This window comes from Hominisplanchenecus sp. (assembly GCF_046967715.1).
Lineage (GTDB): Bacteria > Bacillota > Clostridia > Lachnospirales > Lachnospiraceae > Hominisplanchenecus > Hominisplanchenecus faecis.
This window is the reverse complement of the sequence record NZ_JBKVNQ010000041.1, coordinates 1-25,217: the sequence shown is the minus strand read 5'-3', so window position 1 is coordinate 25,217 and position 25,217 is coordinate 1. Positions and strand designations below refer to the sequence as shown.

At 45.0% G+C, this 25,217-nt stretch carries 17 protein-coding genes; all 17 read left to right on the top strand.

The window, feature by feature from the left end:
• A partial coding sequence (gene addA, locus ACLTL4_RS07460) for a helicase-exonuclease AddAB subunit AddA (protein WP_412320378.1) occupies nt 1-3,619 on the top strand: 3,619 nt, incomplete at its 5' end.
• A gap of 161 nt (nt 3,620-3,780) precedes the next feature.
• The gene (locus ACLTL4_RS07455) at nt 3,781-6,861 is read left to right on the top strand and encodes a YfhO family protein (RefSeq protein WP_412320377.1); all 3,081 of its coding nucleotides are present in this window, start codon (nt 3,781-3,783) and stop codon (nt 6,859-6,861) included.
• Nucleotides 6,851-8,032 (top strand): aminotransferase class I/II-fold pyridoxal phosphate-dependent enzyme, encoded by a 1,182-nt coding sequence (locus ACLTL4_RS07450; RefSeq protein ID WP_412320379.1) that lies wholly within the window; start codon nt 6,851-6,853, stop codon nt 8,030-8,032. Before ACLTL4_RS07455 ends, ACLTL4_RS07450 begins: the two co-directional genes overlap by 11 nt.
• Nucleotide 8,033: 1 nt before the next feature.
• The gene (gene murB / locus ACLTL4_RS07445) at nt 8,034-8,945 is read left to right on the top strand and encodes a UDP-N-acetylmuramate dehydrogenase (RefSeq protein ID WP_412320376.1); all 912 of its coding nucleotides are present in this window, start codon (nt 8,034-8,036) and stop codon (nt 8,943-8,945) included.
• On the top strand, nt 8,946-9,803 hold the full coding sequence (gene rapZ, locus ACLTL4_RS07440) for an RNase adapter RapZ (RefSeq protein WP_022119807.1): 858 nt from the start codon (nt 8,946-8,948) through the stop codon (nt 9,801-9,803).
• A gap of 11 nt (nt 9,804-9,814) precedes the next feature.
• Nucleotides 9,815-10,783 (top strand): DNA-binding protein WhiA, encoded by a 969-nt coding sequence (gene whiA / locus ACLTL4_RS07435; RefSeq protein WP_412320375.1) that lies wholly within the window; start codon nt 9,815-9,817, stop codon nt 10,781-10,783.
• The gene (locus tag ACLTL4_RS07430; RefSeq protein WP_022119805.1) at nt 10,776-11,036 is read left to right on the top strand and encodes an HPr family phosphocarrier protein; all 261 of its coding nucleotides are present in this window, start codon (nt 10,776-10,778) and stop codon (nt 11,034-11,036) included. The genes whiA and ACLTL4_RS07430 overlap by 8 nt, the downstream gene beginning before the upstream one ends.
• Before the next feature lie 73 nt (nt 11,037-11,109).
• The gene (locus ACLTL4_RS07425) at nt 11,110-12,627 is read left to right on the top strand and encodes a response regulator transcription factor (RefSeq protein WP_412291061.1); all 1,518 of its coding nucleotides are present in this window, start codon (nt 11,110-11,112) and stop codon (nt 12,625-12,627) included.
• On the top strand, nt 12,624-14,399 hold the full coding sequence (locus tag ACLTL4_RS07420; protein WP_173895944.1) for a sensor histidine kinase: 1,776 nt from the start codon (nt 12,624-12,626) through the stop codon (nt 14,397-14,399). Before ACLTL4_RS07425 ends, ACLTL4_RS07420 begins: the two co-directional genes overlap by 4 nt.
• Complete coding sequence (locus ACLTL4_RS07415) at nt 14,396-15,778, top strand: ABC transporter substrate-binding protein (protein ID WP_173895942.1); 1,383 nt, start codon at nt 14,396-14,398, stop codon at nt 15,776-15,778. The genes ACLTL4_RS07420 and ACLTL4_RS07415 overlap by 4 nt, the downstream gene beginning before the upstream one ends.
• Before the next feature lie 424 nt (nt 15,779-16,202).
• Nucleotides 16,203-16,967, top strand: coding sequence for a tRNA pseudouridine(38-40) synthase TruA (gene truA / locus ACLTL4_RS07410; protein ID WP_412320374.1), 765 nt, complete (start codon nt 16,203-16,205; stop codon nt 16,965-16,967).
• A gap of 62 nt (nt 16,968-17,029) precedes the next feature.
• Nucleotides 17,030-18,796, top strand: a complete 1,767-nt coding sequence (gene argS, locus ACLTL4_RS07405; protein WP_022118404.1) for an arginine--tRNA ligase — start codon at nt 17,030-17,032, stop codon at nt 18,794-18,796.
• A gap of 222 nt (nt 18,797-19,018) precedes the next feature.
• On the top strand, nt 19,019-19,567 hold the full coding sequence (locus ACLTL4_RS07400; RefSeq protein ID WP_412291060.1) for a hypothetical protein: 549 nt from the start codon (nt 19,019-19,021) through the stop codon (nt 19,565-19,567).
• A 276-nt stretch (nt 19,568-19,843) separates the two neighbouring features.
• On the top strand, nt 19,844-20,770 hold the full coding sequence (locus ACLTL4_RS07395) for a hypothetical protein (RefSeq protein WP_412291069.1): 927 nt from the start codon (nt 19,844-19,846) through the stop codon (nt 20,768-20,770).
• Nucleotides 20,754-22,160 (top strand): serine/threonine protein kinase, encoded by a 1,407-nt coding sequence (locus ACLTL4_RS07390; RefSeq protein WP_412291059.1) that lies wholly within the window; start codon nt 20,754-20,756, stop codon nt 22,158-22,160. The genes ACLTL4_RS07395 and ACLTL4_RS07390 overlap by 17 nt, the downstream gene beginning before the upstream one ends.
• Nucleotides 22,161-22,212: 52 nt before the next feature.
• Nucleotides 22,213-24,732 carry a hypothetical protein gene (locus ACLTL4_RS07385; protein WP_412291058.1) on the top strand — a complete coding sequence of 840 codons (2,520 nt, stop codon included), beginning with the start codon at nt 22,213-22,215 and terminating at the stop codon, nt 24,730-24,732.
• Nucleotides 24,733-24,789: 57 nt separating this feature from the next.
• Nucleotides 24,790-25,217, top strand: a 428-nt coding sequence (locus tag ACLTL4_RS07380; protein WP_412320373.1) for a type II CAAX prenyl endopeptidase Rce1 family protein, incomplete at its 3' end; no start/stop codon positions are given.

The window sequence follows — 25,217 nt, the reverse complement described above, 5'->3', positions numbered from 1 at the left end:
ACAGAAGCAGGTCATCTGGCTTCGAAACCGGAATATTCTGGTCTCGGCGGCGGCAGGTTCCGGAAAGACAGCCGTTCTGGTAGAGCGTATTTTGCAGAAGATCACGGACAGGGAACATCCGGTGGATATTGACCGTCTGCTGATCGTGACGTTTACAAGAGCTGCGGCGGCAGAGATGCGTGAGCGGATCGGACTGGAAATCCAGAAAAGGCTGCTCGCAGATCCGGATAACGAGAATCTGCAAAGACAGGAAACGCTGCTTTTTCATGCACAGATCACGACGATCGACAGTTTCTGTCAGTCGGTGCTTCGGACATATTTTCATCTGATCGATCTGGATCCGGCGTTTTCCATCGTGGATGAAGGAGAGGCAAAACTTCTGCGGCGAGATACGGCGGAAGAGCTTCTGGAAGAAAAGTATCAGGAGGGCGATACGGACTTTTTACAGTTTGTGGAATGTTTCGCAAACGGAAAAAATGATGAGAATCTGATCGAAATGATCTGGCAGGTCTATGAATTTTCCAGAAGTCATCCATGGCCGGAAGAATGGCTGGAAGAATGCAAGAAAAATTATGATATTGATACACTGGAAGATCTGATCTCAAGTGAATGGATGAAAATGATCTGTGAGCAGGTCGATCAGACCCTGAATGATCTGGAAATGATCCGAACAGAAGCCCTGAAAGTCGCAAATTCGCCGTACGGACCGTGGATGTACGCAGATGCCCTGGAGCAGGACGGCGAGATCTTAAAACAGCTTTCTAAAGGCAATGATTACGCAGAATATGCCAGACGTTTTCTGAACATCAGAAAATTTGCAGTGCTTTCCAGAAAAAAAGATGAAGAAGTATCGGATGAAAAGCGGGAACAGGTAAAGCTTTTGCGTGATCAGATCAAAAAAGGCATTGCCTCTTTGCAGGAGCAGTATTTTTACCAGAGTCCGCAGGAGATGTTAGAAGAGCTGAAGGCGGGAAAAGTGTCCGCACAGATGCTTCTGATGCTGGCATCCGAGTTTGGATTGCGGTTTACGGAGAAAAAACGGGAGCGAAATCTTTTGGATTTCTCAGATCTGGAACATCTGGCACTGCAGATCCTGGTGAAAAAAGAGAATGGAAATGTGGTGCCAGGTGAAGCGGCACTGGCTTTTTCAAAGCAGTTCGAAGAGATTATGATCGATGAATATCAGGACAGCAACATGGTCCAGGAGCTGATCCTGACCAGCATTTCCAGATGCAGCATGGGGCAGAACAATCTGTTTATGGTCGGTGATGTCAAGCAGAGCATTTACCGGTTCCGTCTTGCCTGCCCGGAGCTGTTCATGGAAAAATACGATACCTATACGACGGAAGACTCCGAAAATCAGAAGATCGAGCTGCACAAAAATTTCCGAAGCCGAAAGGAAGTGCTCTTTGATGTCAATTTTATTTTTCGCAAGATCATGCACCGGAATCTCGGAAATGTAGAATATGATGATAATGCGGCACTCTATGCCGGGATCGAATTTCCGAAACTGGTCACCAATGTTGAGACGGATGATCTGACGGCAGCAAAATCTCCGCTTTCCGGAAGTGAGATCCTGCTCTTTGATGCAGATTCGGTGACAGAGACAAATGCAAGAGAGGCCGAAGCACGTATGATCGGCGGACAGATCAAAGCGATCGTCGGAAGAGAGCTGGTCTATGACAAAGAAAGCAGGCATTACCGAAAAGCAGAATATCGCGATATCGTCATTTTGCTGCGTTCCTTAAGCGGCTGGTCGGAAGAATTTCTGGCAGTTTTATCGGATATGGGGATTCCGGCGTACACCGGGACGAGAAGCGGTTATTTTTCGGCACTGGAAGTGCGTGCGGTGCTGTCCTTTCTGCGTGTCCTGGATAATCCAAGACAGGATATTCCGTTTACCGCAGTGCTGACGTCTCCAATCGGCACGTTTGCGACAGAAGAACTGGCGAAGATCCGTACGGAGAATCCGGAAGTTTCTTATTATGAAGCGTGCCGGGCGTATGAAAATGCGGGCAGCGACGGGATTTTAAGAGAAAAACTTCAGAAGTTTTTTAAAGTGTTGGAACATTTCCGCAGTTGTGTGCCGTATACGCCGATGCACGAGCTTCTGTGGAAAATTTACGAAGAAACCGGATATTTTGACTATGTATGTGCGATGCCGGCGGGATCGCAGAGAAAGGCAAATCTTGAGATGCTCGCAGAAAAGGCGGCAGCTTATGAGAGTACCAGCTACCGCGGCCTGTTTAATTTTGTGCGATATATCGAAAATCTGCAGAAATATGAAGTGGATTTCGGTGAGGCAAGTACAATCGGAGAAGAAGAGAATACGGTGCGGATCATGAGCATCCATAAGAGCAAGGGACTGGAGTTTCCGGTCGTCTTTGTGGCAGGCCTCGGAAAAGCATTTAACCGGCAGGATGCCAGAAGTACGATCGCCATCCACCAGAATTATGGCGTGGGCTGTGATGTCGTTGATCCGCTGCTTCGGACCAAGGCACCGACAATCTTAAAGAAAGCGATCCAGCAGATTCTGCTGACGGAAAGTCTCGGGGAAGAACTGCGAGTCCTCTATGTGGCGGTGACACGTGCAAAAGAAAAGCTCTATTTGAGCGGAAGTCTCAAAAAAATGGAAGATACGCTCTCAAAATGGAGCGGCGGGGCAGGAAAAAAGCAGCTGCCTTATCTGGAGATCAAAAATGCCGCATCGATGCTCGAATGGATTCTGCGTTCTGTGCTCTATGAAGAAGGGATACAGTCAGAAATTCCAATCCGCAAATATAGCGTGGATGACCTGTACCGGGAAAAACTGGATGAGGAAAACTACGGCGATACGATCTTACAGCAGTTTAGAGATCACCTTTTTGAAAAGGAGGAAGGATATGCCGCTTTTCTTGCCTGGATGACGCAGGAGAGTGCGAAAATCTATCCATATGAAGGAAGGCTGGAGATCCAGGGAAAATGTTCGGTTTCAGAGATCAAGCGTCAAAGTCAGATACAGGAGCAGAAAGAAGAACCGGAAAATCAGGGGATCGTACTGATAAAAGAACCGGAAGATACGGAAACAGTCCCAAAATTTCTGGAGGCAAAAGAAGAAAAGAGCGGGGCGGTAAAAGGAACTGCCATGCATCATGTGATGCAGCGGCTTGATTTTACGGCAGCGGATACGGTCCGACAGGTGGAAGCACAGCTTTTGGAACTTCAAAAGAAAAAGCAGATAAGCGAAGAAGAGATATCGCTTTTGAACATTCCGGCGATCGTGCACTTTTTCCGAACCGATATCGGGAAACGGGCGGCAGATGCGGCCAGAAGAGGTCAACTTTATCGCGAAAAACAGTTTGTGATCGGTGTGCCGGCATCGGATATCCGACCGCAGTGGGATAAAGAAGAAATGGTTTTGGTACAGGGAATCATTGATGCATGGTTTTATGAAGGAGACCAGATCGTTCTGCTGGACTATAAGACGGACCGGGTTTTAAAAGGACAGGAACAGAAGTTAAAAGAACGCTATCAGGCACAGCTTGATTACTATGCAAAGGCACTGAAACAGACGACCGGGCATGAAGTAAAGGAAAAAATCATTTATGCGTTCTCTTTGCAGGAGGGCATCGCTCTTTAAACCTTGCATTTTGCTGCCGGTCGATATATACTGGAAAAGATGTGGATGTAAAGATCAGGGTGTGGACTTTGTTCTTGTTCTGTGTAAAGATCAAAGCATCCAAAAAACGTAGTGCGGCGGATCATAAGAATCCGCTTTACAGAAAAAGTAAGGAAGGTAATATGGCAGAATTTATAAAAAAATTGTACCGTAATCAGGGCATCCGCTATATTTTCTTTGGCGGGTGTACGACATTTGTAAATCTTGGAAGTTATGCCCTGCTGCGAACTGTACTTGGGGTTGATATGACGCTTGCAAATGTGCTGGCGATCTTTCTCTCTATCCTGTTTGCATACGCAGTCAACAAACAGTTTGTTTTTGAAAGCCGCACGCATGGAGTGCGGGAACTGGCCGTGGAAATGGGCAGTTTTATCGGAATGCGTCTCTCCACGATGTTTATCGAAGTGTTCGGCGTTGTTTTTCTGAGCTGTCTGTTTGGCATTCCGGAAGTGGGTTCCAAGCTGGCACTTCAGGTGGTTGTGCTGGTGCTGAACTATATTTTCAGCAAAGTGTTTGTATTCTCAGAAAAAGAGAAGGCACCGGTAAATCCGGTAAAACGAAACTGCTGCATCCTCGGCTTTGCCATTCCGGCACTGACGATCGCACTGGCGTTTGCAGTCAATCAGGTATTTCCGTTTGGAGATCATGGTGTGCTGATCATCGATTCACTCCACCAGTATCTTCCGTTTTTTACGGAATTCCATGAAAAACTAGAACAGGGAAGTTCCCTTCGCTATTCTTTTGGAGGAGGACTGGGCTTTAATTTCTGGGCAACGTATGCCTATTATCTGGCGAGCCCGCTGAATTTCCTGATCGTGCTTTTCCCGAAGAGAAATGTGATGGATGCGATGGCACTTCTGATCGTGCTCAAGATCGGACTTTGCGGTCTTACCTCTGCATGGTATTTCAGTACGAAGAGCAAAGGCCAGACTTACATGCCGCTTGTGTTCTCGCTGATGTTCTCTCTTGGCAGCTTTATCATCGGATACTATTTCAACCTGATGTGGCTGGACAGCATTGCCATGCTGCCGCTTGTGATGATGGGGATCGAGCGGATTTTAAAAGGAGAGAGGGGCAGTCTGTTCTGCATTTCCCTGTTTTATGCATTATACTGCAACTATTACATCGGCTTTATGCTCTGCCTGTTTTCCTGCCTTTATTTTGTGGTTCTGTGGATTAGTGCAAGAGAGATCAAGATCAAAAACATCATTACTTCAGCAGTCAATTTCGGCTGGCATGCCCTGCTTGCAGGAGGTATGGCTGCCGTGGTACTGCTGCCGGCCTATGTCGCACTTGGCGTTACGGAGTCTGCGGAGAACAGTTTTCCAAGCCCGATCAAGCTGTTTGTCAATAATTTATCGCAGCTGACGAGCCAGTTTGCATTCTGCGAACCGATCAACATTGCGGACGACCAGATCGGTGTCAATGCATTCTGCGGAACGGTGACGCTGATCCTGGCTGTTCTGTATCTGCTGGATAAAAATATCAAGCTGCGTGAACGGATCGCAAAGACGGCATTGCTTGTGCTGCTCTATGCAAGCTTTGATGTCAATGTGCTCAACTATATCTGGCATGGTTTCCATGTACAGAACGGACTGCCGAACCGTTTTGCATTTATCTATATTTTCTTGATGCTCACGATGGCATTTGATGCCTGGAGGCATATGCATAAGTTTAAGGTATGGCAGATTCTTCTGGCGATGGCAGCACCGCTTGCGTTTGCCATCTATTCTGCAGTGACCGGACTTGGCGAACGGGAATTGTATACGTATGGCATCACCATCGGACTTCTGATCCTCTATGGTATGGCGATGCTGATCTACCGCCTTGGGAAAATGCACCGGGAGATCTTCCGCTCTCTTTTCTTTTTCCTGGCAGCGGTGGAAATGGTAAGTTATGCGATCTTTGGTGTATTCTGCAACGGAACTGTGGGACGAAGTACCTATCTGGATGAGCAGATCGCCTATGAAAAAACAACCGAACGACAGGAAGGCAGACAGGGAAATCAGGATAATTTCTATCGAAGCGAGATTGACAGCAACCGTATGCGTGACGAGAATATGTTCCTCGGAGCGGACGGCGTGGTTCTGTTCTCCTCTACAATGCCGGCAGCTACGGTTGATATGTGCAAAGGCCTCGGTATTGAGGCGAGAACGAATAAAAACGGTTACAATGGATTTACCAAACTGGTCAATGATATTTTCGGCGTAAAATATGTGCTCTCGAGCCGCGGAACCGAGCAGCTCTATCAGATGGAGAAAGTCGATCAGGAAGGCGATATGAATCTGTATAAGAACAGCGGGGCATTGAGTCTTGGATTTATGGTAAAAGATGACATTATTGACTGGACGACAGACAGCACCGATCATTTTGAGGTACAGAATGATTTCGTGACGATGGCAACCGGTATGGATGAAGATCTTTTTGAACTGGAAGAGACGATCGACATGGAAGACGGCGGCACTTATACAATCGTGCTTCCGGCGGGCAAACAGGTTTATCTGGATGTGACCTCATCTGTGTCCAGCATTGAGATCACGACACCGGATTATACAAGAACATATGACACTTATAACGATCATCTGTATGACCTCGGATGTTTTGATGCGATCGACAATGCGACAGTCACCTGCACCTTTAAGGAAAACCAGAGCGGACCAGTGACAGCGGAAGTGTGGACCTGCGATCAGGAACTCTATCAGCAGGTACATGATGAGCTGGCCAAATCTCAGTTACAGCTCACAAAATTTGAGGACGGAAAGTTTGAAGGAACGGTGGAAGCGGCCGAAGACGGCGTTCTGATGCTTTCGCTTCCATATGATGAAGGATGGAGCGTCAAGATCGATGGCGAAGACGATGATTATTATATGATCGGAGATGCACTGACCGGTGTTGATGTGACAGAAGGAACACACACGATCACGTTTGAATATACGCCGGAAGGACTCTGGAAAGGTACCTGGATCAGCCTGATCTGTGTAGCACTTTACCTGCTGACCAGTGCGATCTGGATCAGAAAAGGTAAAAAGCCGGAACTTTCATCTGCGGGTGATGCGTTTGAAGAATATGACTTTGAAAACGGACAGGCAGAAAAAGATGCGGATGAAAAAGATGAAACAGCAGAAAAAACCGTATCTGCGGATCAGGCGGACGCAGATACAGGAGATATACAAGAAGGAGATGGAGAGGATCATGGAATTTGAGTTCTCGAAGAAAGCAGACAGCTTTCAGGCAGGAATTTTTGCAATATTAAATGAAAAGAAAGAAGAGATGGTGAAGGCGGGAAAGAAAGTTTATAATCTTTCCGTCGGCACACCGGATTTCAAGCCGGCACCTCATATCATGGAAGCTGTTTCAGAGGCGGCAAAAGATCCGGAAAATTATAAATATGCACTGACAGACCGCCCATTTCTTCTGGAGGCAGTGCAGAATTTTTACAAGAGAAGATTTGGTGTATCCATTGAGCCGGAAGAGATCATGACGATCAACGGTTCACAGGAAGGTATGGCTCATATTGCCTGGGCACTCTGCAATCCGGGCGATGTGGTCTTAACTCCGAATCCGGGGTATCCGATCTTCAGCATCGGTCCGTCTCTGTGCGGTGCAGATGTGCGTACTTATCCTTTGTACCGTGAAAACGGATTTCTGCCGAAGCTTTCCGATATTCCGGAAGAGACGGCAAAAGCAGCAAAATACATGCTGGTTTCTTATCCGTTAAATCCGGTCTGTGCAACGGCGAATGATGCCTTTTATGAAGAGCTGATCGCATTTGCGAAAAAATATAATATCATTATTTTACATGATAATGCATATTCTGATATTATCTACGGAGGAAGAAAAGGAAAATCTTTTTTAAGCTACGAAGGGGCAAAAGAAGTCGGTGTGGAGTTTTATTCTCTGTCCAAGTCTTACAACCTTACCGGTGCAAGAATTTCTTTTGTGATTGGAAATCAGAAGATCGTAGATAAATTCCGTTCTGTGAGAACGCAGTTTGACTATGGTGTTTTTCTGCCGGTCCAGTACGGTGCGGCAGCAGCACTGAACGGTCCGCAGGACGCAGTGCTTGCACAGTGCGAAGAATATGAGAGAAGAAATCAGGCATTCTGCGGCGGACTTCGCAGCATCGGCTGGGATGTTCCGGACAGCGAAGGTACGATGTTTGTATGGGCACCGGTGCCAAAAGGACATGGTACATCGGAAGAATTCTGTATGGAACTGATGGAAAAAACAGGACTGATCGGTGTGCCGGGCAGCAGTTTCGGAAGTCTCGGAGAGGGATTTATGCGATTTGCCCTGGTAGAACCGGTTCCGGTGATGCAGGAAATTGTAAAAGCAATCGCAGAGAGCGGATTGTTGAAAAGAAAAGGAGAATGATGTGAAGGCAGGTTTTTTTAAGCAGCTTTGTGAAATTGCGGGAAAAGAAAATGTCAGAACAGACGAACCGATGAAACAGCACACAACGTTTCGCATCGGCGGTGCGGCGGATTATTTTGTTTCCCCACAGACAAAAGATCAGATAAAAAATATTATAGACTTATGTAAAAGCGAGGCAATGCCATGGTATGTGATCGGAAACGGAAGCAATCTTCTGGTCAGTGACCGTGGATTCCGTGGAGTGATCATTCAGCTTTTTAAAAATTTTTCAGATCTTCGCGTGGAGGGAGACAGGCTGTACGTGCAGGCTGGCACACTGCTTTCCAGGACAGCGAAAAAGGCACTGGAAGCATCCCTGACAGGGTTTGAATTTGCAGCCGGGATTCCGGGAACCATCGGCGGAGCCATGGTGATGAATGCCGGAGCCTACGGCGGAGAAATGAAAGATGTGACAGAAGAAGTCACGGTTCTGACAGAAAAAGGCGAAATAAAAACCTTAAAAAGAGAAGAACTGAAGATGGGATACCGGACAAGCATCATTGCAGAAAAAGGCTATCTTGTGCTGGAAGCTGTTCTGCAGCTGACAGACGGAGATCTAAAAGAAATCCGTGCCGTGATGGAAGATCTGAAGAAAAAGCGGATTTCCAAACAGCCGCTGGAATATCCGAGTGCCGGAAGTACGTTCAAACGTCCGAAAGGATACTTTGCCGGAAAGCTGATCATGGATGCCGGACTTCGCGGATTTCAGGTCGGCGGTGCACAGGTATCGGAAAAACACTGCGGTTTTGTGATCAATACAGGTGATGCAACGGCAGAAGATGTCACCGAACTGATCCGTCAGGTGGCGGAAAGAGTAAAAGCACAAAGTGGTGTGACACTGGAGCCGGAAGTGAAATTACTGGGAGAGTTTTAAATGAGATTTGTGATTGTGACCGGTATGTCAGGAGCCGGAAAAAGTACAGCATTAAACAGACTGGAAGATATGGGATATTTCTGCGTGGACAACCTGCCGATCTCGCTGATTTCCAAATTTGCGGAGATGGCGTACACACCGGGAAGTGAGATCCAGAGGGTGGCACTTGGCGTGGACGTAAGAAGCGGCGAGGCACTTGGAAAACTGGAAGATGTGCTGGAAGGCATGGCGGCAGCCAGTCAGAAATACGAGATCCTGTTTCTGGATGCAGCTGATGAAGTGCTGGTGAAGCGTTATAAAGAAACGAGAAGGACCCATCCGCTGGCACGCGGCGGCCGCGTGGACCGCGGGATCGCACAGGAGCGTGAGAAACTTGCGTTTCTGAAGCGTCATGCAGACTATATCATCGATACCAGCAAACTGCTCACAAGAGAGCTTAATATGGAGCTGGAAAAGATTTTTGTGGAAGGCAGAGAGTTTAAAAGCCTTGTTGTGACGGTACTCTCTTTTGGATTCAAGTACGGAATTCCGGCGGATGCCGATCTGGTATTTGATGTGCGTTTTCTGCCGAATCCGTATTATATCGATGAACTGAAAAAACAGACCGGAAATGACAAACCGGTGCAGGATTACGTAATGGGATTTGATGTTTCCCATGTATTTTTAAATAAACTGACGGATATGGTGCAGTTTCTGCTGCCGAACTATGTGCAGGAAGGAAAAAATCAGCTGATCATCGGCATCGGCTGTACAGGCGGCAAACACCGTTCTGTGACACTGGCAAATAAGCTGTTCGAAAGCCTGAGTCTCCAGAATGATTACGGCATTCGCATCGAACACAGAGATATCGGGAAATAACGGAGGATGCCATGTCATTTTCAAGTGGAGTGAAGGACGAATTATCCAGACACCAGACGTTGGCACGCCATTGCCAGATTGCCGAGATCGCGGCGATCATCAGCATGTGCGGCGGTGTTTCCATATCCGAAAAAGATCATTACAGTTTAAAAATCCAGACAGAAAACGTATATGTTGCAAGAAAGTACTTTACTTTATTGAAAAAAGCATTTAATATAGAAGTTGAAGTTTCAATCAGGCAGGGTACATTTTCAAAAGGAAACCGTACATATACGGTGGCGGTGTTGAACCATGAAGATGCGATACGTATTCTGAAGGCGGCCAGGCTGTTCAATGCGGATATGGAAATTGAGGAGCAGTTTTCTATCTCGGACAATCTGGTGATTCAAAAAACATGCTGCCGACGGGCTTTTATACGAGGTGCTTTCCTGACGGCGGGTTCCATTAGTGATCCGCAGAAATTTTATCATTTTGAAATCGTATGTGCGACGGTTCACAAAGCAGTTCAGCTTCAGGAGATCATGAATGATTTTGGCGTGGACGCGAAGATCGTACAGCGAAAAAAGCATTTTGTAGTGTATCTCAAAGAAGGATCCCAGATCGTAGATATGTTAAACGTGATGGGAGCTCATGTTTCTTTAATGGAGCTTGAGAATGTACGCATCTTGAAGGAGATGCGTAACTCAGTCAACCGCAAGGTCAACTGTGAGACAGCCAATATTCATAAGACAGTAAGTGCGGCAGTCAGACAGATCGAAGATATCCGCTATATTCAGCAGAAGATCGGTTTTGAGCAGCTGTCCGAGGGACTTGCAGAGATTGCAAGGCTGCGTCTGGAGCAGCCGGAGGCAACGCTCAAAGAGCTGGGGATGATGCTTTCAACCCCGGTCGGAAAGTCCGGCGTAAATCACAGACTGAGAAAATTAAGCGATATTGCGGAAACGCTAAGAGATAATGAGGAGGAAAATTATTATGATTAAGAAACCGATTACCATTCAGATTCCAAGTGGGCTGGAAGCAAGACCGGTAGCACTGCTTGTTCAGGTTGCCAGCCAGTTTGAAAGTGATATCTATGTAGAGAGCGAACAGAGACGCGTCAATGCAAAGAGTATCATGGGTATGATGACATTAGGACTGACATCAGGGGAAGACATCATGGTGTCTGCCAGCGGTGAAGATGAGCAGGAAGCAATTGCAAACATCGAGAAATACTTAAGCGGCAAGGCAAATTAAATACAAACTGCAAAAGAAAATGTGCAGCCCCGATTTTTTCGGGGCTGTTTTTATACAGGGAGGTAGCAGTGCTATGACTGATATTATGCTGGTAGACGATGAAGTACTGGCACTGGAATATCTGAAAAACATGGTGGATTGGGAAAGAAACGGCTATCATGTGGTGGGATGTGCGACGAGTGGGAAAAAGGCACTGGAACTTTTTGACAGGACGCATCCGCAGATCGTGATCTCGGATATCCGCATGCCGGGAACGGATGGTCTGGAGCTGACAAGACAGATCAAAGAAAAAGACAAAGAAACCGTTGTGATCCTGCTTTCGGCGTACCGTGATTTTGATTATGCCCAGAAGGGAATCCGCTACGGCGTATCCAATTATCTTCTGAAACACGAGCTTTCTTCGGAACTGATCCTAAAAGAGCTGGAAGAAGTGAAAGAAAAGCTGGAGAGAGCAGGCAATAAGAAAAAAATATATCAGAAATATTTTATGAATCAGCTGATCTACCATCGGGTGACGGCAGAAGAACTGGATAAGAGCATCCCGGGCAACCGCTTCTTTCTTCTGCTTCTCCACAAACGTAATCCAGTCATTCAGGGTGAGTTTGCCGAGACAAGGTGGACCGAAGAAGAGCAGGAGGCTGTGCGGAACATTCTGGAAGAGAGCCTGGAAAATATTGTGTTTTATGCGGCAGATGTGCAGATCACGGAGAACAACTGGATTTTACTTTACCGCATTGAAAATACAGCGAGCAAATACATGGTGAACAGTCTGATCCTGCGAAAATGCCATCAGATCGCAGATCAGCTGGAGCTGTGTTTGCAGATGCATTTTAACATGGTCTACAGCTACGAAATCACACCGAAGGAGATCAGTGAGACTTTCCGCACCATATCACGCCAGATCCGTTATTCCGTGTTCTGGGAAGATGAGGCGATCTGTGCAATGGAAAAAATGCCGGAAAAAGAAAAGAAAGCAATCTGGGGCGAACAGATCCGCATACTGCGGGAAGCAATCTATGGTTCAGAAGAGGAGCTGGAAAAGCAGATCGAGGCAATTTTTTCGGGAATCCGGGAAAAGGAAGATCTGGAAGACTGCAAAATGCTCCTGCTTTCGTTAAGCAATCTGCTCGGGGAACTGTGCGAGAGTGAAAACTGCAAAGAGATCAATCTGAAAGAACCGCTTTATACGATCCGTGAGATTGAACAGTATTATTGCAGGAATTTTTCGTACATACAGCAGAAATATGCAAGAAAAGCCCGGCTTGGTTATTCCAAAACGGTGCTGGATATGATTGATTATATCGAAAAAAATTATCCGCAGGAGTTAAGCCTGGAGCTGCTCGGTGAGAAATTTCATATGAACGGGGTATATCTCGGACAGATCTTTAAAAAAGAAACCGGACAGACCTTTCTGAAATATCTGACCAATGTAAGAATTTCCGAGGCAAAGAGTCTGCTGCGGGAGGAGAACAGTACGGTCGCAGAAACAGCCCAGATGGTCGGCTACCGCACAAGCCAGTATTTCAGCCAGATCTTTATGCGGAACGTAGGGATGAAGCCGCAGGAATATAAAAAACAGAGGGAAGAATGAAAAAGGAGAGAAAGAAAAGAGGCGGAAAACATTTAAAAGGGCGGATCCTGCGGAGCATTTCTCTGATTCTGATATGTTCCATGATTTTGAGTACGCTGATCGGCTACCTGTATTTTAATCAGGTGGTGCGAAAACAGAGAGTGGAGGAGGAGAAAAACCGTCTGATGCAGGTTGGCAGCCAGATCGCATTTCAGGCGGAGGATAACCGCCGGTTTGCACAGAGTATTCTGGTGGATGAGCAGCTGCAGTACCTTCTGGAAGAGAACGTCAAAGGGAATGAATTCCGCAGGCAGAGCCAGTATGACAAGGTGACAAAACGGCTGGTGTTTTATAACAATCTGCGTACTTATCTGGAGGGGTCCATTCTGCAGATGGCAGACGGAAGCTTTTTCGGAAGCAGTTACAGTGCCATGGATACGGACTATCTGGAACAGAAGCTGCAGCAGAGGGAATTGCAGGAGTATACAGAAAAAGAAGACTGGGTTTATTCCAATCCGTATTACGACAGTGACTCCGGAAATGATAAAAGGCGGATCTGTTATGCGATCCCGATGTACGATAAACGCCGTTACGGTCATCTGAAAGCGACCCTCTATCTGGAAATGAACCTGGAATATTTCCTGACGCAGGTGAAGGCTTATGCAGAGACACAGGATCTGGTTGCCCTGATCGGAAATGGTTCGGAAATTCTGTATCAGAAAGATAAAAAGAATGTGCTGCGGAATGCCATAAAAGAAAAAGAGCTGGATCAGGAGAACATTTACCATACTTCCAACGGTTATCTGATCTGCATACCGGTAGAAGGGACCGGGTGGAAGCTCTGTACGTTTCTTACTCATGCAGATCTTCTGAAAAACAGCAGTTTTGTGCTGGAATTTTTTGTGCTCTCCTTTTTACTTTGTGTAGGACTGGTGCTACTCGTTGTTTCCAGGATCCTGGAGAATATGGTGCGTCCGGTGACGGAACTGTCAAAGCAGATGGAACGCACGGAGTATGGCAAACAGCAGCCGATCCACATTGTCCATACCGGCGATGAGATCGAGATTTTATATCAATGTTTCCAGGATATGATGACGGAGCTGTACAAAGGAGAGCAGGAACGTATTGCCTATGAAAAACAGAAACGTGACATGGAATATGACATTACGCTCTCTCAGATCAATCCACATTATCTCTATAATGTATTAAATACAGTAGTATATTTATCGGCGGCCGGAAAAAATCAGGATGTAGTGAAGATCGTACACTCCCTGATCTATACGCTGCATGAGACTTTAAAAGTCGGGGATGGAAATGTAGAGACCACCATTGAAAAAGAACTGGAATTGACGAAATGCTATCTGGATATTCAAAGATACCGCTATCCGGATGTATTTCAGGTGGAAGTAAAATGCGAAGAGGGATTAAAGGACTGCCTGGTGCCGAAAACCATGATCCAGCCGCTTGTGGAAAATGCAATCCTGCACGGAATCCTGCCGACGGAAGCGTCCGGAAAAATCTGGATCATCATTCAGAAGCAGGGAGGAAAACTCTGTGTTATGGTAAAAGATGAAGGGATTGGTGTCAGCAAAGAACAGCTGAAGCGGTTTAAGCAGGGAGAGACCATGGCAGAAAACAAGACACGAAAACACATTGGTGTGGAGAATGTCCGTGACCGTATTCGCTACCTGTACGGAGAAGGCTTTGGAATGGAGATACAAAGCACACAAGGAAAAGGAACGACAGTCATTCTGACACTTCCGGTAAAAAGAGCGGAGGAAAAAGAAAGATGAAAATGAGAAAAATCGGAAGGATTCTGACAGTGATGTTTTTGACCGGAGGTCTGATGACCGGATGTCAGAAAAAGCAAACCGTGGTTTTACCGGAAAAAGAGCAAAAAGAAGAGGCAACAGAAACCGAGAGCAAAAACAAAGAAACACAGGAAATTTCTTTTGACGAAGAACTTCCGAAAGATTACGAAGGGACACTGACCATGTGGGGGTGGGATACCGACTACTATCAGACGGTTACACAGGCGTTTCAGGAGATTTATCCAAATGTCACATTTGAGTATACTTCCGTTGAACACAAAGACCTGCCCCAGAAATATGAGACAGCACTGATCGTTGGAGGAGAGCTTCCGGACATTGCCTGGTCCGTCATTGATTTCAGAGGGGAAGTGTTTGAGCTGGACATGTGGGAACCGCTTGAGCAGGAACCGTACAATTTTCGCCTTTCGGAAGTTTGTGAATATCTGCATCCGCATATGGTCAACAGCAAAGGAAATGTCTGTGGGATTGAGCAGTCACTCTCGCCGGCTGGGCTGGCGTATCGCCGGGATCTTGCAAAAAAATATCTCGGTACGGACGACCCGGAAGAGCTGGAGGAGATGATGCCGACCTGGGAAGCGTTTATTCAGAAAGGGAAGGAAGTTTACGAAAAAAGCAATGGTGAGGTCTATATGTGGTTTTCACTTGAAGATATCCGACAGTTTACGCAGGAGCAGTCTGATACTGCCTGGGTAAGTGACGGAAAGATCGATGTAAAAAACGTTTTTGACCGTTCCATATCGCTGGCCACCCGTTTCCGTGACGAGCATATTTCCGACAATCTGATCGCCTGGACACCGGCATGGAATGAGGCACTTCGGGAAGACGAGCATATTTTTACTGCCTGTGCAACCTGGTCCGTCAAATTCAGCATTGAATCAAGCGATCCGCAGCAGAAAAATCTCGGACGCTGGGGGCTGATGAGTGCACCGGAGGGAAATGCCAACTGGGGTGGGACAAGTATGGGGATCACAAAAACCTGCAAAGATAAACGTCTGGCGTGGGAATTTCTGAAATTTGCGACACTTTCGACCGAAGGGGCAAGGACACTAAACTCCATGGGACTTATGACTACGGCAAAAAAGCCATACGAAGAAGATCCGTCCCTGAAAAGCTATAAAAGCCGCTGGTTCGGAAATCAGGATCTTGGCATCTACTATATGGATCACATCATACCAAACATCAAAACGCGTGCACTCACGCCACAGGATGGCATGATACATGATAGCCTGAGTCTGGTTTTAAATGCCCTGAATCAGGATGAAAACCTTTCGGCAGAGGAAGCCGAGGAACTTTTAAGAGAAGAACTGCAAAAAGAGCTGAAAGATATTACCGTATATTAAAAAATGCAGAAAGCTGCGACGCACGGAACAATCCGCAGGCATCATAGTTGGGGACTTTTGCCCCCAACATCCTTTCAGCTTATTATAAAACAAAAGCGGAATGCCTTTCCGAAGCATTCCGCAAATGTTAAAATAAGAGGGAGTTATGAAAAAGAAAAATTGTCTAAAGTGTTTCTTGCTTTGACAGTTATTATAATAAAATGAAAATATGAAATCCATGTGTTGTGATTGTGAAGAAATCGTGAATAGATTTTGAACGTTTATGAAAGAATTTGACGAAATACAGAAAAAACGGTGACCGAATTGGACGGATTGACTGTTTAAGAACGAAAGTGAAAGAAAAATGATGATGAGTTTGAAGTATTATGCATAAAAAAGATAGAAAAAGAACGAAAAAGACGGAAAAAGAAAGGAGAGTGTGACGGTGAATTATAAGATATTAGTTCAATATGATGGAACACGCTACGAAGGATGGCAGAGACAGGAGCGTACCGAATCCACCATTCAGGGAAAAATCGAAGCGGTTCTGTCCAAAATGTGCGGGGAAGAAGTGCAGATCCAGGGAGCCGGACGCACGGATGCGGGGGTGCATGCAAAAGGGCAGGTGGCAAATGTACATCTGAAGGAACGGGTCGATCCGCAGGAAGTGAAACAGTATCTGAACCGTTATCTGCCGGAAGATATTGCCGTATCCGAAGTGACAGAAGTTCCGGAGCGTTTTCACAGCAGACTGAATGCCACCGGGAAGATTTATGTTTACCGGATCGCCACCGGAGAAGTCAAAAAGGTATTTGAGCGGCGTTATATCTATGATTTCGGAGAAAAGCCGGATGTCCATCTGATGCGTCAGGCAGCAGAAATCCTCACAGGGACGCATGATTTTAAGAGCTTCTGTTCCAACAGGCGGATGAAAAAATCAACGGTGCGGACAATCTACAGCATTGATCTGAAAGAAAAAGAAGGGGAAATCGTGATCACATACACCGGAAACGGTTTTCTGCATCACATGATCCGGATTCTTACCGGGACTCTGCTGGAGGCGGGGATGAAAAAGAGAAGTCTTTCCTCCGTGGCAGAACTGCTGGAAGTCAGAGACCGCGAAAAGGCAGGATTTACGGCACCGGCAAAGGGACTTACCCTTGAGAAGGTCTTATATTCTCCTTTACAAAAAGAAAGCGAAACATTATAATAAAAAACAGGGTTTCCGGCAGGATACCGGAAAATAAACAGTTTAGAGGAAAGGAAAACCATATGAAAAAAATATTGGATCTGATTTCAGAAGAGGTTGTCAAAGCGTTTGAAGAAGCCGGCTACAGTGCCGATTTTGCAAAAGTGACGCTTTCCAACCGTCCTGATTTATGTGAATATCAGTGTAATGGTGCACTGGCAGCAGCAAAAACCTACAAAAAAGCTCCGATCATGATCGCAAATGATGTTGTGGCAAAACTGAAGGAAAACGGTATTTTCCAGGAAGTACAGGCAGTCAGTCCGGGCTTTATCAACTTGAAGCTTTCCGGAGATTATCTGGCAGAGTATTTAAAACAGATGCAGGCAGATGAAAATCTTTCCGTAGAAAAAGCAGAGCATCCAAAGAAGATCATCCTGGACTACGGCGGACCAAACGTGGCAAAACCGCTGCATGTCGGACATCTGCGTTCTGCGATCATCGGTGAGAGCATCAAACGTCTCGGACGTTTTATGGGTCATGAGATGATCGGGGATGTACATCTTGGAGACTGGGGTCTGCAGATGGGACTGATCATCACAGAGCTGCATGAGAGAAAACCGGATCTGGTTTATTTTGATGAGAGCTATACCGGAGAATATCCGGAAGAACCGCCATTTACGATCAGCGAGCTGGAAGAGATCTACCCGACTGCAAGCGGAAAATCCAAAGAAGATGAAGCCTACAAAGAAGCTGCCATGCAGGCAACCTATCAGCTTCAGCACGGTCACAGAGGTTATCAGGGTATCTTAAAACACATCCTGAATGTATCCGTAACAGACTTGAAGAAGAATTACGAACGTCTGGATGTATCTTTTGATCTTTGGAAAGGCGAGTCCGATGCACAGCCGTACATCCCGGATATGGTAAAATACCTCAAAGACAACGGTTATGCCTATATCGATGACGGGGCACTTGTAGTAGATGTCAAAGAAGAGTCTGACACCAAGGAAATCCCGCCGTGCATGATCCTGAAATCTGACGGGGCTTCCCTCTATAATACGACAGACCTTGCGACGATCATCGAGCGAATGAAACTGTATCATCCGGATGAGATCCTCTACGTGGTAGACAAACGTCAGGAACTGCACTTTATCCAGTGTTTCCGCTGTGCAAAGAAGGCAAAACTGGTAGAGGATGATACCAGACTTACCTTCCTTGGCTTCGGCACGATGAACGGCAAAGACGGAAAGCCGTTCAAGACACGTGACGGCGGCGTTATGCGTCTGGAAAACCTGATCAAAGAGATCAACGAAGAAATGTATCGCAAGATCATGGAAAACCACGAGACCGATCCGGAAGAAGCAAGAAAGACCGCACAGATCGTCGGACTTTCCGCAATCAAATACGGAGACCTTTCCAACCAGGCATCCAAAGACTATGTCTTTGACGTAGACCGCTTCACTTCCTTTGAAGGAAATACCGGTCCATACATTCTGTATACGATCGTGCGTATCAAATCCATCCTGGCACGTTATCAGGCAGAAGGCGGTTCTCTGGAAGGAATCACCATCCAGACACCAAACAGTGAGAGCGAGAAAGCTCTGATGCTGGCATTGTCCAAATTCAATGCAGTTATGGAAAATGCTTTTGAAGAACTGGCACCGCATAAAATCTGTGCTTATATTTATGAGCTGGCAAATGACTTCAATCATTTCTATCATGAAGTCAAGATCTTAAGCGAAGAGAACGAAGAAAAGAAAAAAGGTTACCTGGCACTTCTGATGCTGACAAGAGATGTGCTTGAGAGCTGCATCCATGTACTTGGATTCACATCACCGGAGAGAATGTAGGAAGTGTAAAACACGGAACTCGCGGAGCCTTTATCTTAGTCGGAGATAAGATAAAAATCAGACACTGTGGCGAAAAGCGTCATGGTGTCTCTTTTTTTGCAGTTTTCTGCGTTCGAAAGATCGGCAAAAAAACAAAAAAGAAGTATGCAGCCCTTTTTGGAAACATAGGATGTAAAACAGGACAGGCATAGAAAGAAAACATGCCGGGAAAGGAAACATGCTATGATTTTGAAAGAAAGGATCTTGTATTCAAAACGAAGAACAAGGCGGTATCATCGAAAAGAACCGGCAGCAGATAAGAAGAAAAAAATGTATAGATTTTTGGCTCCATTGTGGGGAGTGTTATCCGCAGGCATTTTGCTTTTCGGATACGTGGCAGGAGCCAGGAGCCGTCATATCACAATGAACGGGCCGGTACATATTTTACTGGAAGAAGAGGAAGAACAGACGGAGAATATCGAAGTAAAACCGGGAGAGCAAATAGAAAAATCTGCCTGGGTCACCGTTGAAAAAAGTGAAGCGAAGGTGCAGGTGCGGGTCAAAGTACTGGCAGACGGGATCATGGCACCGCAGCAGAGAGATCTGTTAGAAAATATTCAGATGGATGAAAACTGGTTCTATTGCGAAAAAGATGGCTATTTTTACTGTGCAGAAAAACTTTGTGAAGGAAAAAAAGTACATTTTCAGGCAAAAATCACAGTCCCCCCAAAATGGAAAGAATGGACAGAAGATCTGCAGTTTCGACTGGAGCTGGCAGCTGACGGAGTATAATTTGCATGCGTAAAAACTTATTGTTGACATTATATCACTTTTACATTATAATAGCAACATATCAAAGAAAAATCTGTTTTTCAATGCCGTTCGGCAGGAAAATCCAATGAGAAAAGAAAATAAGGAACCTGTGCGAAGCGGCTTGAAAAAACTGCTTGGGTTTGTGTATACTGAATTCGGACAGACTGCTTCGTACAAACAAAAGAAAGGGGCAGTCTTATGCAAAAACAAAAGAATCAAAAGCAGATTGTATACGCAGATGTAGCTATTCATGATATGCCAGAGAAGGTATCTTATAAAGCAAAAGAAAACAGAGAAATTAAGAACAGTATACTGGTAGATTTGTTTTATAATGATGAAAATGCAGAAGAAAATGATATTGCATTATATAATGCACTGCATGAAGAACCATTGCCGGAAGGAACTGTCATTCAGAAAATGCGTGTAGAAAATGCACTGTATTTAAATTTTCAGAATGATATTTCTTTTGGTGTAAATGGAAAAGTACTTGTTTTGACAGAACATCAGTCAACGATCAACCGGAATATGCCGCTCAGGAGTCTTCTGTATATTGGCAGGACATATGAGCAACTTGTACCGGTAAGAGAACGTTACAGAAAAGGTATGGTAAAACTTCCAATGCCGGAGTTTTACACTTTTTATAATGGAACAGAAAAGTTAGAGAACGAATCAGAATTAAAACTGTCAGATGCTTATCTTATGCAGGATGGGAATCCTATGCTTGAATTGAAAGTCAGAGTGATTAATATTAATCCGAGTGCAAAGCATGAAATTTTGGATAAGTGTGATGTGCTAAAGGAATATGGTCTGTTTATTGATACTGTAAGAAAGTATCAGGATGCAGGGACAAAAGAAGCATATCGCTATGCTATTCAGGAGTGTATCGAAAAAGGCATCCTGGCAGGATATCTTCGCAAAAAGGGAAGTGAGGTCATCAATATGTTGATAGCAGAATACGATTATGAGATGGATATTGCCGTACAGAGAGAAGAAGCGTATGAAGAAGGAGAAAAAGAAGGCTGTCTGGAAGCTCTTCTGGAAATCCTGAAATATAAAGACAATATACCAGAAAAACTGGAAGAAAAGTTAAAACAACAAGATGCGAAAACTTTAAAAAAATGGCTCAGATTTGCAGTCATGGCAGATAATATCGGACAATTTGAGAATGCCATATCAGAGTAATATGACGGCGAAAGAACAAAATCAGGAGCAGGTGCAGTGCAAAAAGCAAATGGAGCATCTGTTGAATCACCATGGTTATTTTCTGATCCGCAGGATAGGACAGGGGAGGACAGGAGCAGTATGGCTTGTGTTTCACCAGGCAACTGGTGCTTTGCGGGCGGCAAAAGCCATCTTTGCAGCTTCACAGAAAGTAGCTCTTCTACGGGCATGGGCAAGTATGGAGCATTCCGGACTTGTGAAAATTTATGATCTTTTACAGGAGCAGGAGATGTGCTGTTTTATTATGGAGTATCTTGAAGGAGAGAGCCTGAAAGAGCATATCCTAACGACAGGAGAAAAGAAAAAAAGAATTTCCGGGAGAAAAGCAGCGAAATGGGGGATAGAGCTGTGCGATGCACTGTACTGCCTTCATATGTCACAGCCGGCGATTCTTTATCAGGATTTAAAACCTTCCAATGTGGTTCTGACAAAAGAGGGAAGATTAAAACTCATTGATCCGGACGGGGCGGGTTTCCAGAACGACGATTTTTGCATTATGGGTACCAAAGGATTTATGGCACCGGAACAGGAGCAGCAGAGGAGTCTTGATGCGAGAACGGATATCTACGCTCTTGGCAGGACATTGCAGTGGATTTTAGAAAAAAAGCAGCGGAAAAGAAAAAAGAGTTATTCTCCGCTTGGACGGATTCTGGAAAAGTGCACAAGACAGGATCCGGATGAACGGTTTCAAAATGTTGCAGAAGTGAAAAAAGCATTCAGAGATTATCTGCACATTACAAGAAGGATGAGCCTGTTTTCAGCTCTGATGATCATTACCGTATCCGTACTTGGAAGCATCGAAATTTCCATTCAGGATGAGCAGAAACGAGAACAGTTATATCAAACTTATTTAAGTCAGAAAGACATATCAGATTACAAATCAGCAATATTCTTATTTCCCGGTCGGGAAGAAGGTTATCAGCAATTTTTAGAAAGTATCATGGAAGATGGACAGATGGATCGTCAGGAACACCAGGAACTTATGTCGCTTCTCTTCTATACGGAAAGTGATCTTCAGAAAAACAGGAGAGCTTATCATCGTTTTGCAGGGCAATTATCTGTCATCTATCACTTTTTTTATGCGGAAAATGGCGGAGAACAATATGCAGAAAACTGGATTGAAAAATTTATAAAAACGAAGGATGATACACAAAAAGATGGTGTAGCAAAAGATAAGGTGCCGCAGAAAGCGACGATAAATGAAAGAATGGAACAACAGAAAAAAGAAGAGGAAGAAATGCAGCAGATAATGGATTTATACAGAGAATGGTTTCAGAAAAATGAGATTACAAAGGAAGAAGTACAGGAATGGAAACGGGGTGTGAGCAATCGAAAAGAAACAATGGAGTAAGCAAAAGGGCAGAATATGCAAAATGATATTTTTGATGGGAATATGTTGTTGTATGATTTGCTTTCATATTTTGAAAGTGAAAGCGGAAACAGGTGCCACAGAAATAAGGAGAGAAGCAGTTACGAAAACCAGCGAAGAAGATCACGATAGAGAAAAAGTAAAAAACAGGAAAAAAGTGATCGTCTACGAGGCATATCCGAAAAACGGAAAAAAGATCTTTGACGATTCACGTAAAGTAGATCTGGAAGTGCGGGCACAGTGGGAAGGAGGTAAACCGGACGCAGAAGCCGCCGATCTGGTTGTGTGTGGCTATGCTGTTTCAAAAAATGTCGGGATCTGGCGAGTAGATGTGGAGTATGAAATTGCAGGGACCGATGCGGATGCGTACGTGTTGGAGTGCAGAAAGGCAGCTCTGGAGACAAAGGTGGAAATTGTGCCGAAAATTCTTCAAGTGTCGATCAGTGATGCAAACAAAGGGTATTTTGCGGACAACAAAACAGAAAATTTAAGATTTTCGGATGAAAAAAATGCGATTCAGATCAGTGGATTTATGAAAAACGGAGAGGCGAGCAATCAGCCGCCGGGAGGGTTTGTGATGCCGAAAGTCTGGATTGATGAGAACGTTTTACAGAAAGACAGTCCGATATATCAGAATGGACAGTATCTGGTATATCAGGGAGCTTTGACTTTAAAAGAAGAAGTCGCTGGCAAAAATGCCAATTATTGTTATGCTCCGGAAGATAAACGATATACTGCAAAAGGAAATGTTATTCTGGAGGAGACAGATCCAAATCCGGAAAATATAAAAATCAGGGCAAGATATGGAAAATGTGTGTATGATTCAAAAAGAAAGGTTTATCGTATCTCAAAAGGTGCTATTCTGGAAGCACAGCCGACAAAAGGAAGCGGATACAATCAGACAAACGTATCACAGCCTCTTTATGGAGAAGGAAGATGGAGTTTTGTGATGGAGCGTCGCCAAAAAAACGGGGAGCTGCAGGCGAGGTCAAAGAAAACAGAAATTTCATATGAAGTGGATGAGGAAGCACCGAGCGCAGAAGTCAGATTAAACGGAAAGAAACAGAAGCAGCTTTTTACATCGGATTTCTGTGTTTGCAGTGCAGAAAATGTGCAGGATGACACAGAAGGAGAAGTTCAGATTCAGTGGTATCTTGCAAGGGAAAAACTGGATGACGGACAGATCACACAGAAGCAGGGAGAATGGAGAGAAGGAAAGCAGATTGAGATTCAGGAAGAAGGAATCTGGTATCCGTATGTAAAACTGACAGATGCCTTTGGAAATGCCAGATATCTTCCGGTCGGAAAAGTTGTGATCGACCGTACATCACCGGAGATTGTCATACAGGGGATGCCGCAGAATCAGATTTTGCTTTCTGATTATAAAGTAAAGATTTCCCTGGAAGAATTTTATTTAAATCAAAAGAAGAGTTACATAAAGCTGTACAAAAGAACCGGAAGATCCGCAAAAGAAGAACAGCTTTTGGACATGCCTGTAAACTGGAAAAAGGGAAAGGCAGAATTGAAAGATAAGAAAAGCAGCGGCAGTAGTAATACAGGGGAGAGCGGCGATAATGTATATCTGAAAGATGGCTGGTATCGGCTGAAAATCTATGCGGAAGATCTTGCAGGGAATCAGGAAGAGCAGGAAATCTGTTTTGCAGTGAACCGCTCCGGTCCGAAGCTTACGACGGATGCTTCCATGCAAAAATTTCTGAAACAGAAAACAGCACAGCAGGGACAGAAGTTAAAATTACGGGTGTGGGATGTCAACAAAATGCAAAAGGAAGAACTGCAATGCATATTTGACGGAAAAGCAAGAAATTTGGAAGAAGGGAAAGATTATCAGAAACAAAACAGACAAACAGCGGAAGGATTTATGGAGTATGATTATGAACTGGCGGAGACCGTCTTTGAAAAAGAAGGAAGGTACAGTCTGAAGCTTTTTCTGGAGGATGAAGCAGGACATCAGCTGCCGGAAAAAGAAAAAATATTGTGCCGGGACTTTGCGATTGACCGGACACCGCCGATCTGTGTGATCGATCCAATAAAAGCAACAGAAAAAGGCTTTCAGGTTCAGACGATCTGCGAAGATAATGTTGATTTTGCAAAAATTTGGCTCTGCAAAAATGGCAGCCTGTATAAAGAGAGCAAAAATCAGGAAAGCAGCTGGGAGATCTCCTTTGGGCATGGAGAAAAATGGCAGCTGGAAGTTTTTGATACAGCCGGAAATAAAGAAGTGCGGTATCTTCTGAAAGAAGAGCTGGAAAAAGAACTCGAACGGAAAAAACTGTTGCCGGAGAAGAAAGGGAAGCACAAGAACAGAATCTTTGAAACACAGAAACAGACAGAAAACGGAACACATGGGGAAAAGCAGAAAAAAGCCGGCTTTTTGCAGAAAGAGACGAATTCTTTATCAAACGAGCCGGAAAGACAGGAACAAGAAAAAGACAGGGATGAGGGACAGATGACAGTTACAGTAGTTTTTATAGTGCTGTCTGGTCTGTCAGGGATGCTGTATTGGGTTAAGCATCGACAAAAAGTGCAGATCTAGATTGTTCTGAACGAAAAAATATGCTATGATGGTTCAAAACTTAAGAGGTGATGGGCTTTGGAATATAAAATCATAGATCTTGTTTTTCCGATATTGGTACATTTTCTGGCATTGCAGCTTACTGGAATACTCGGCATTGGAGATGCGGCTTTTCAGACCATGCTGGCGGCCGTCATCACAATGCCATTGTTCTTCTGGCTCTACCGGAAAGATCAGAACCTGTGGAGAAAAGAAAAAAGAAAGATAACCTGGATACAGTGGATCATCGTGATCGTGGCGGCGGCCGGGCTGAATATTCTGTTTTCGGCACTGATGTCGTTTCTGGTATCGGATTATGGGATTACCAGTGAATCACAGGATGCCCTGCTCTCAAGTCGGATGCTGTTCCAGATCCTTGGAATGGGTATCGCAGTGCCGGTCACAGAAGAGCTGATTTTCCGTGGACTTGTTTACCGCAAGTTGGAACGCTATGTTTCCGTAAAGAA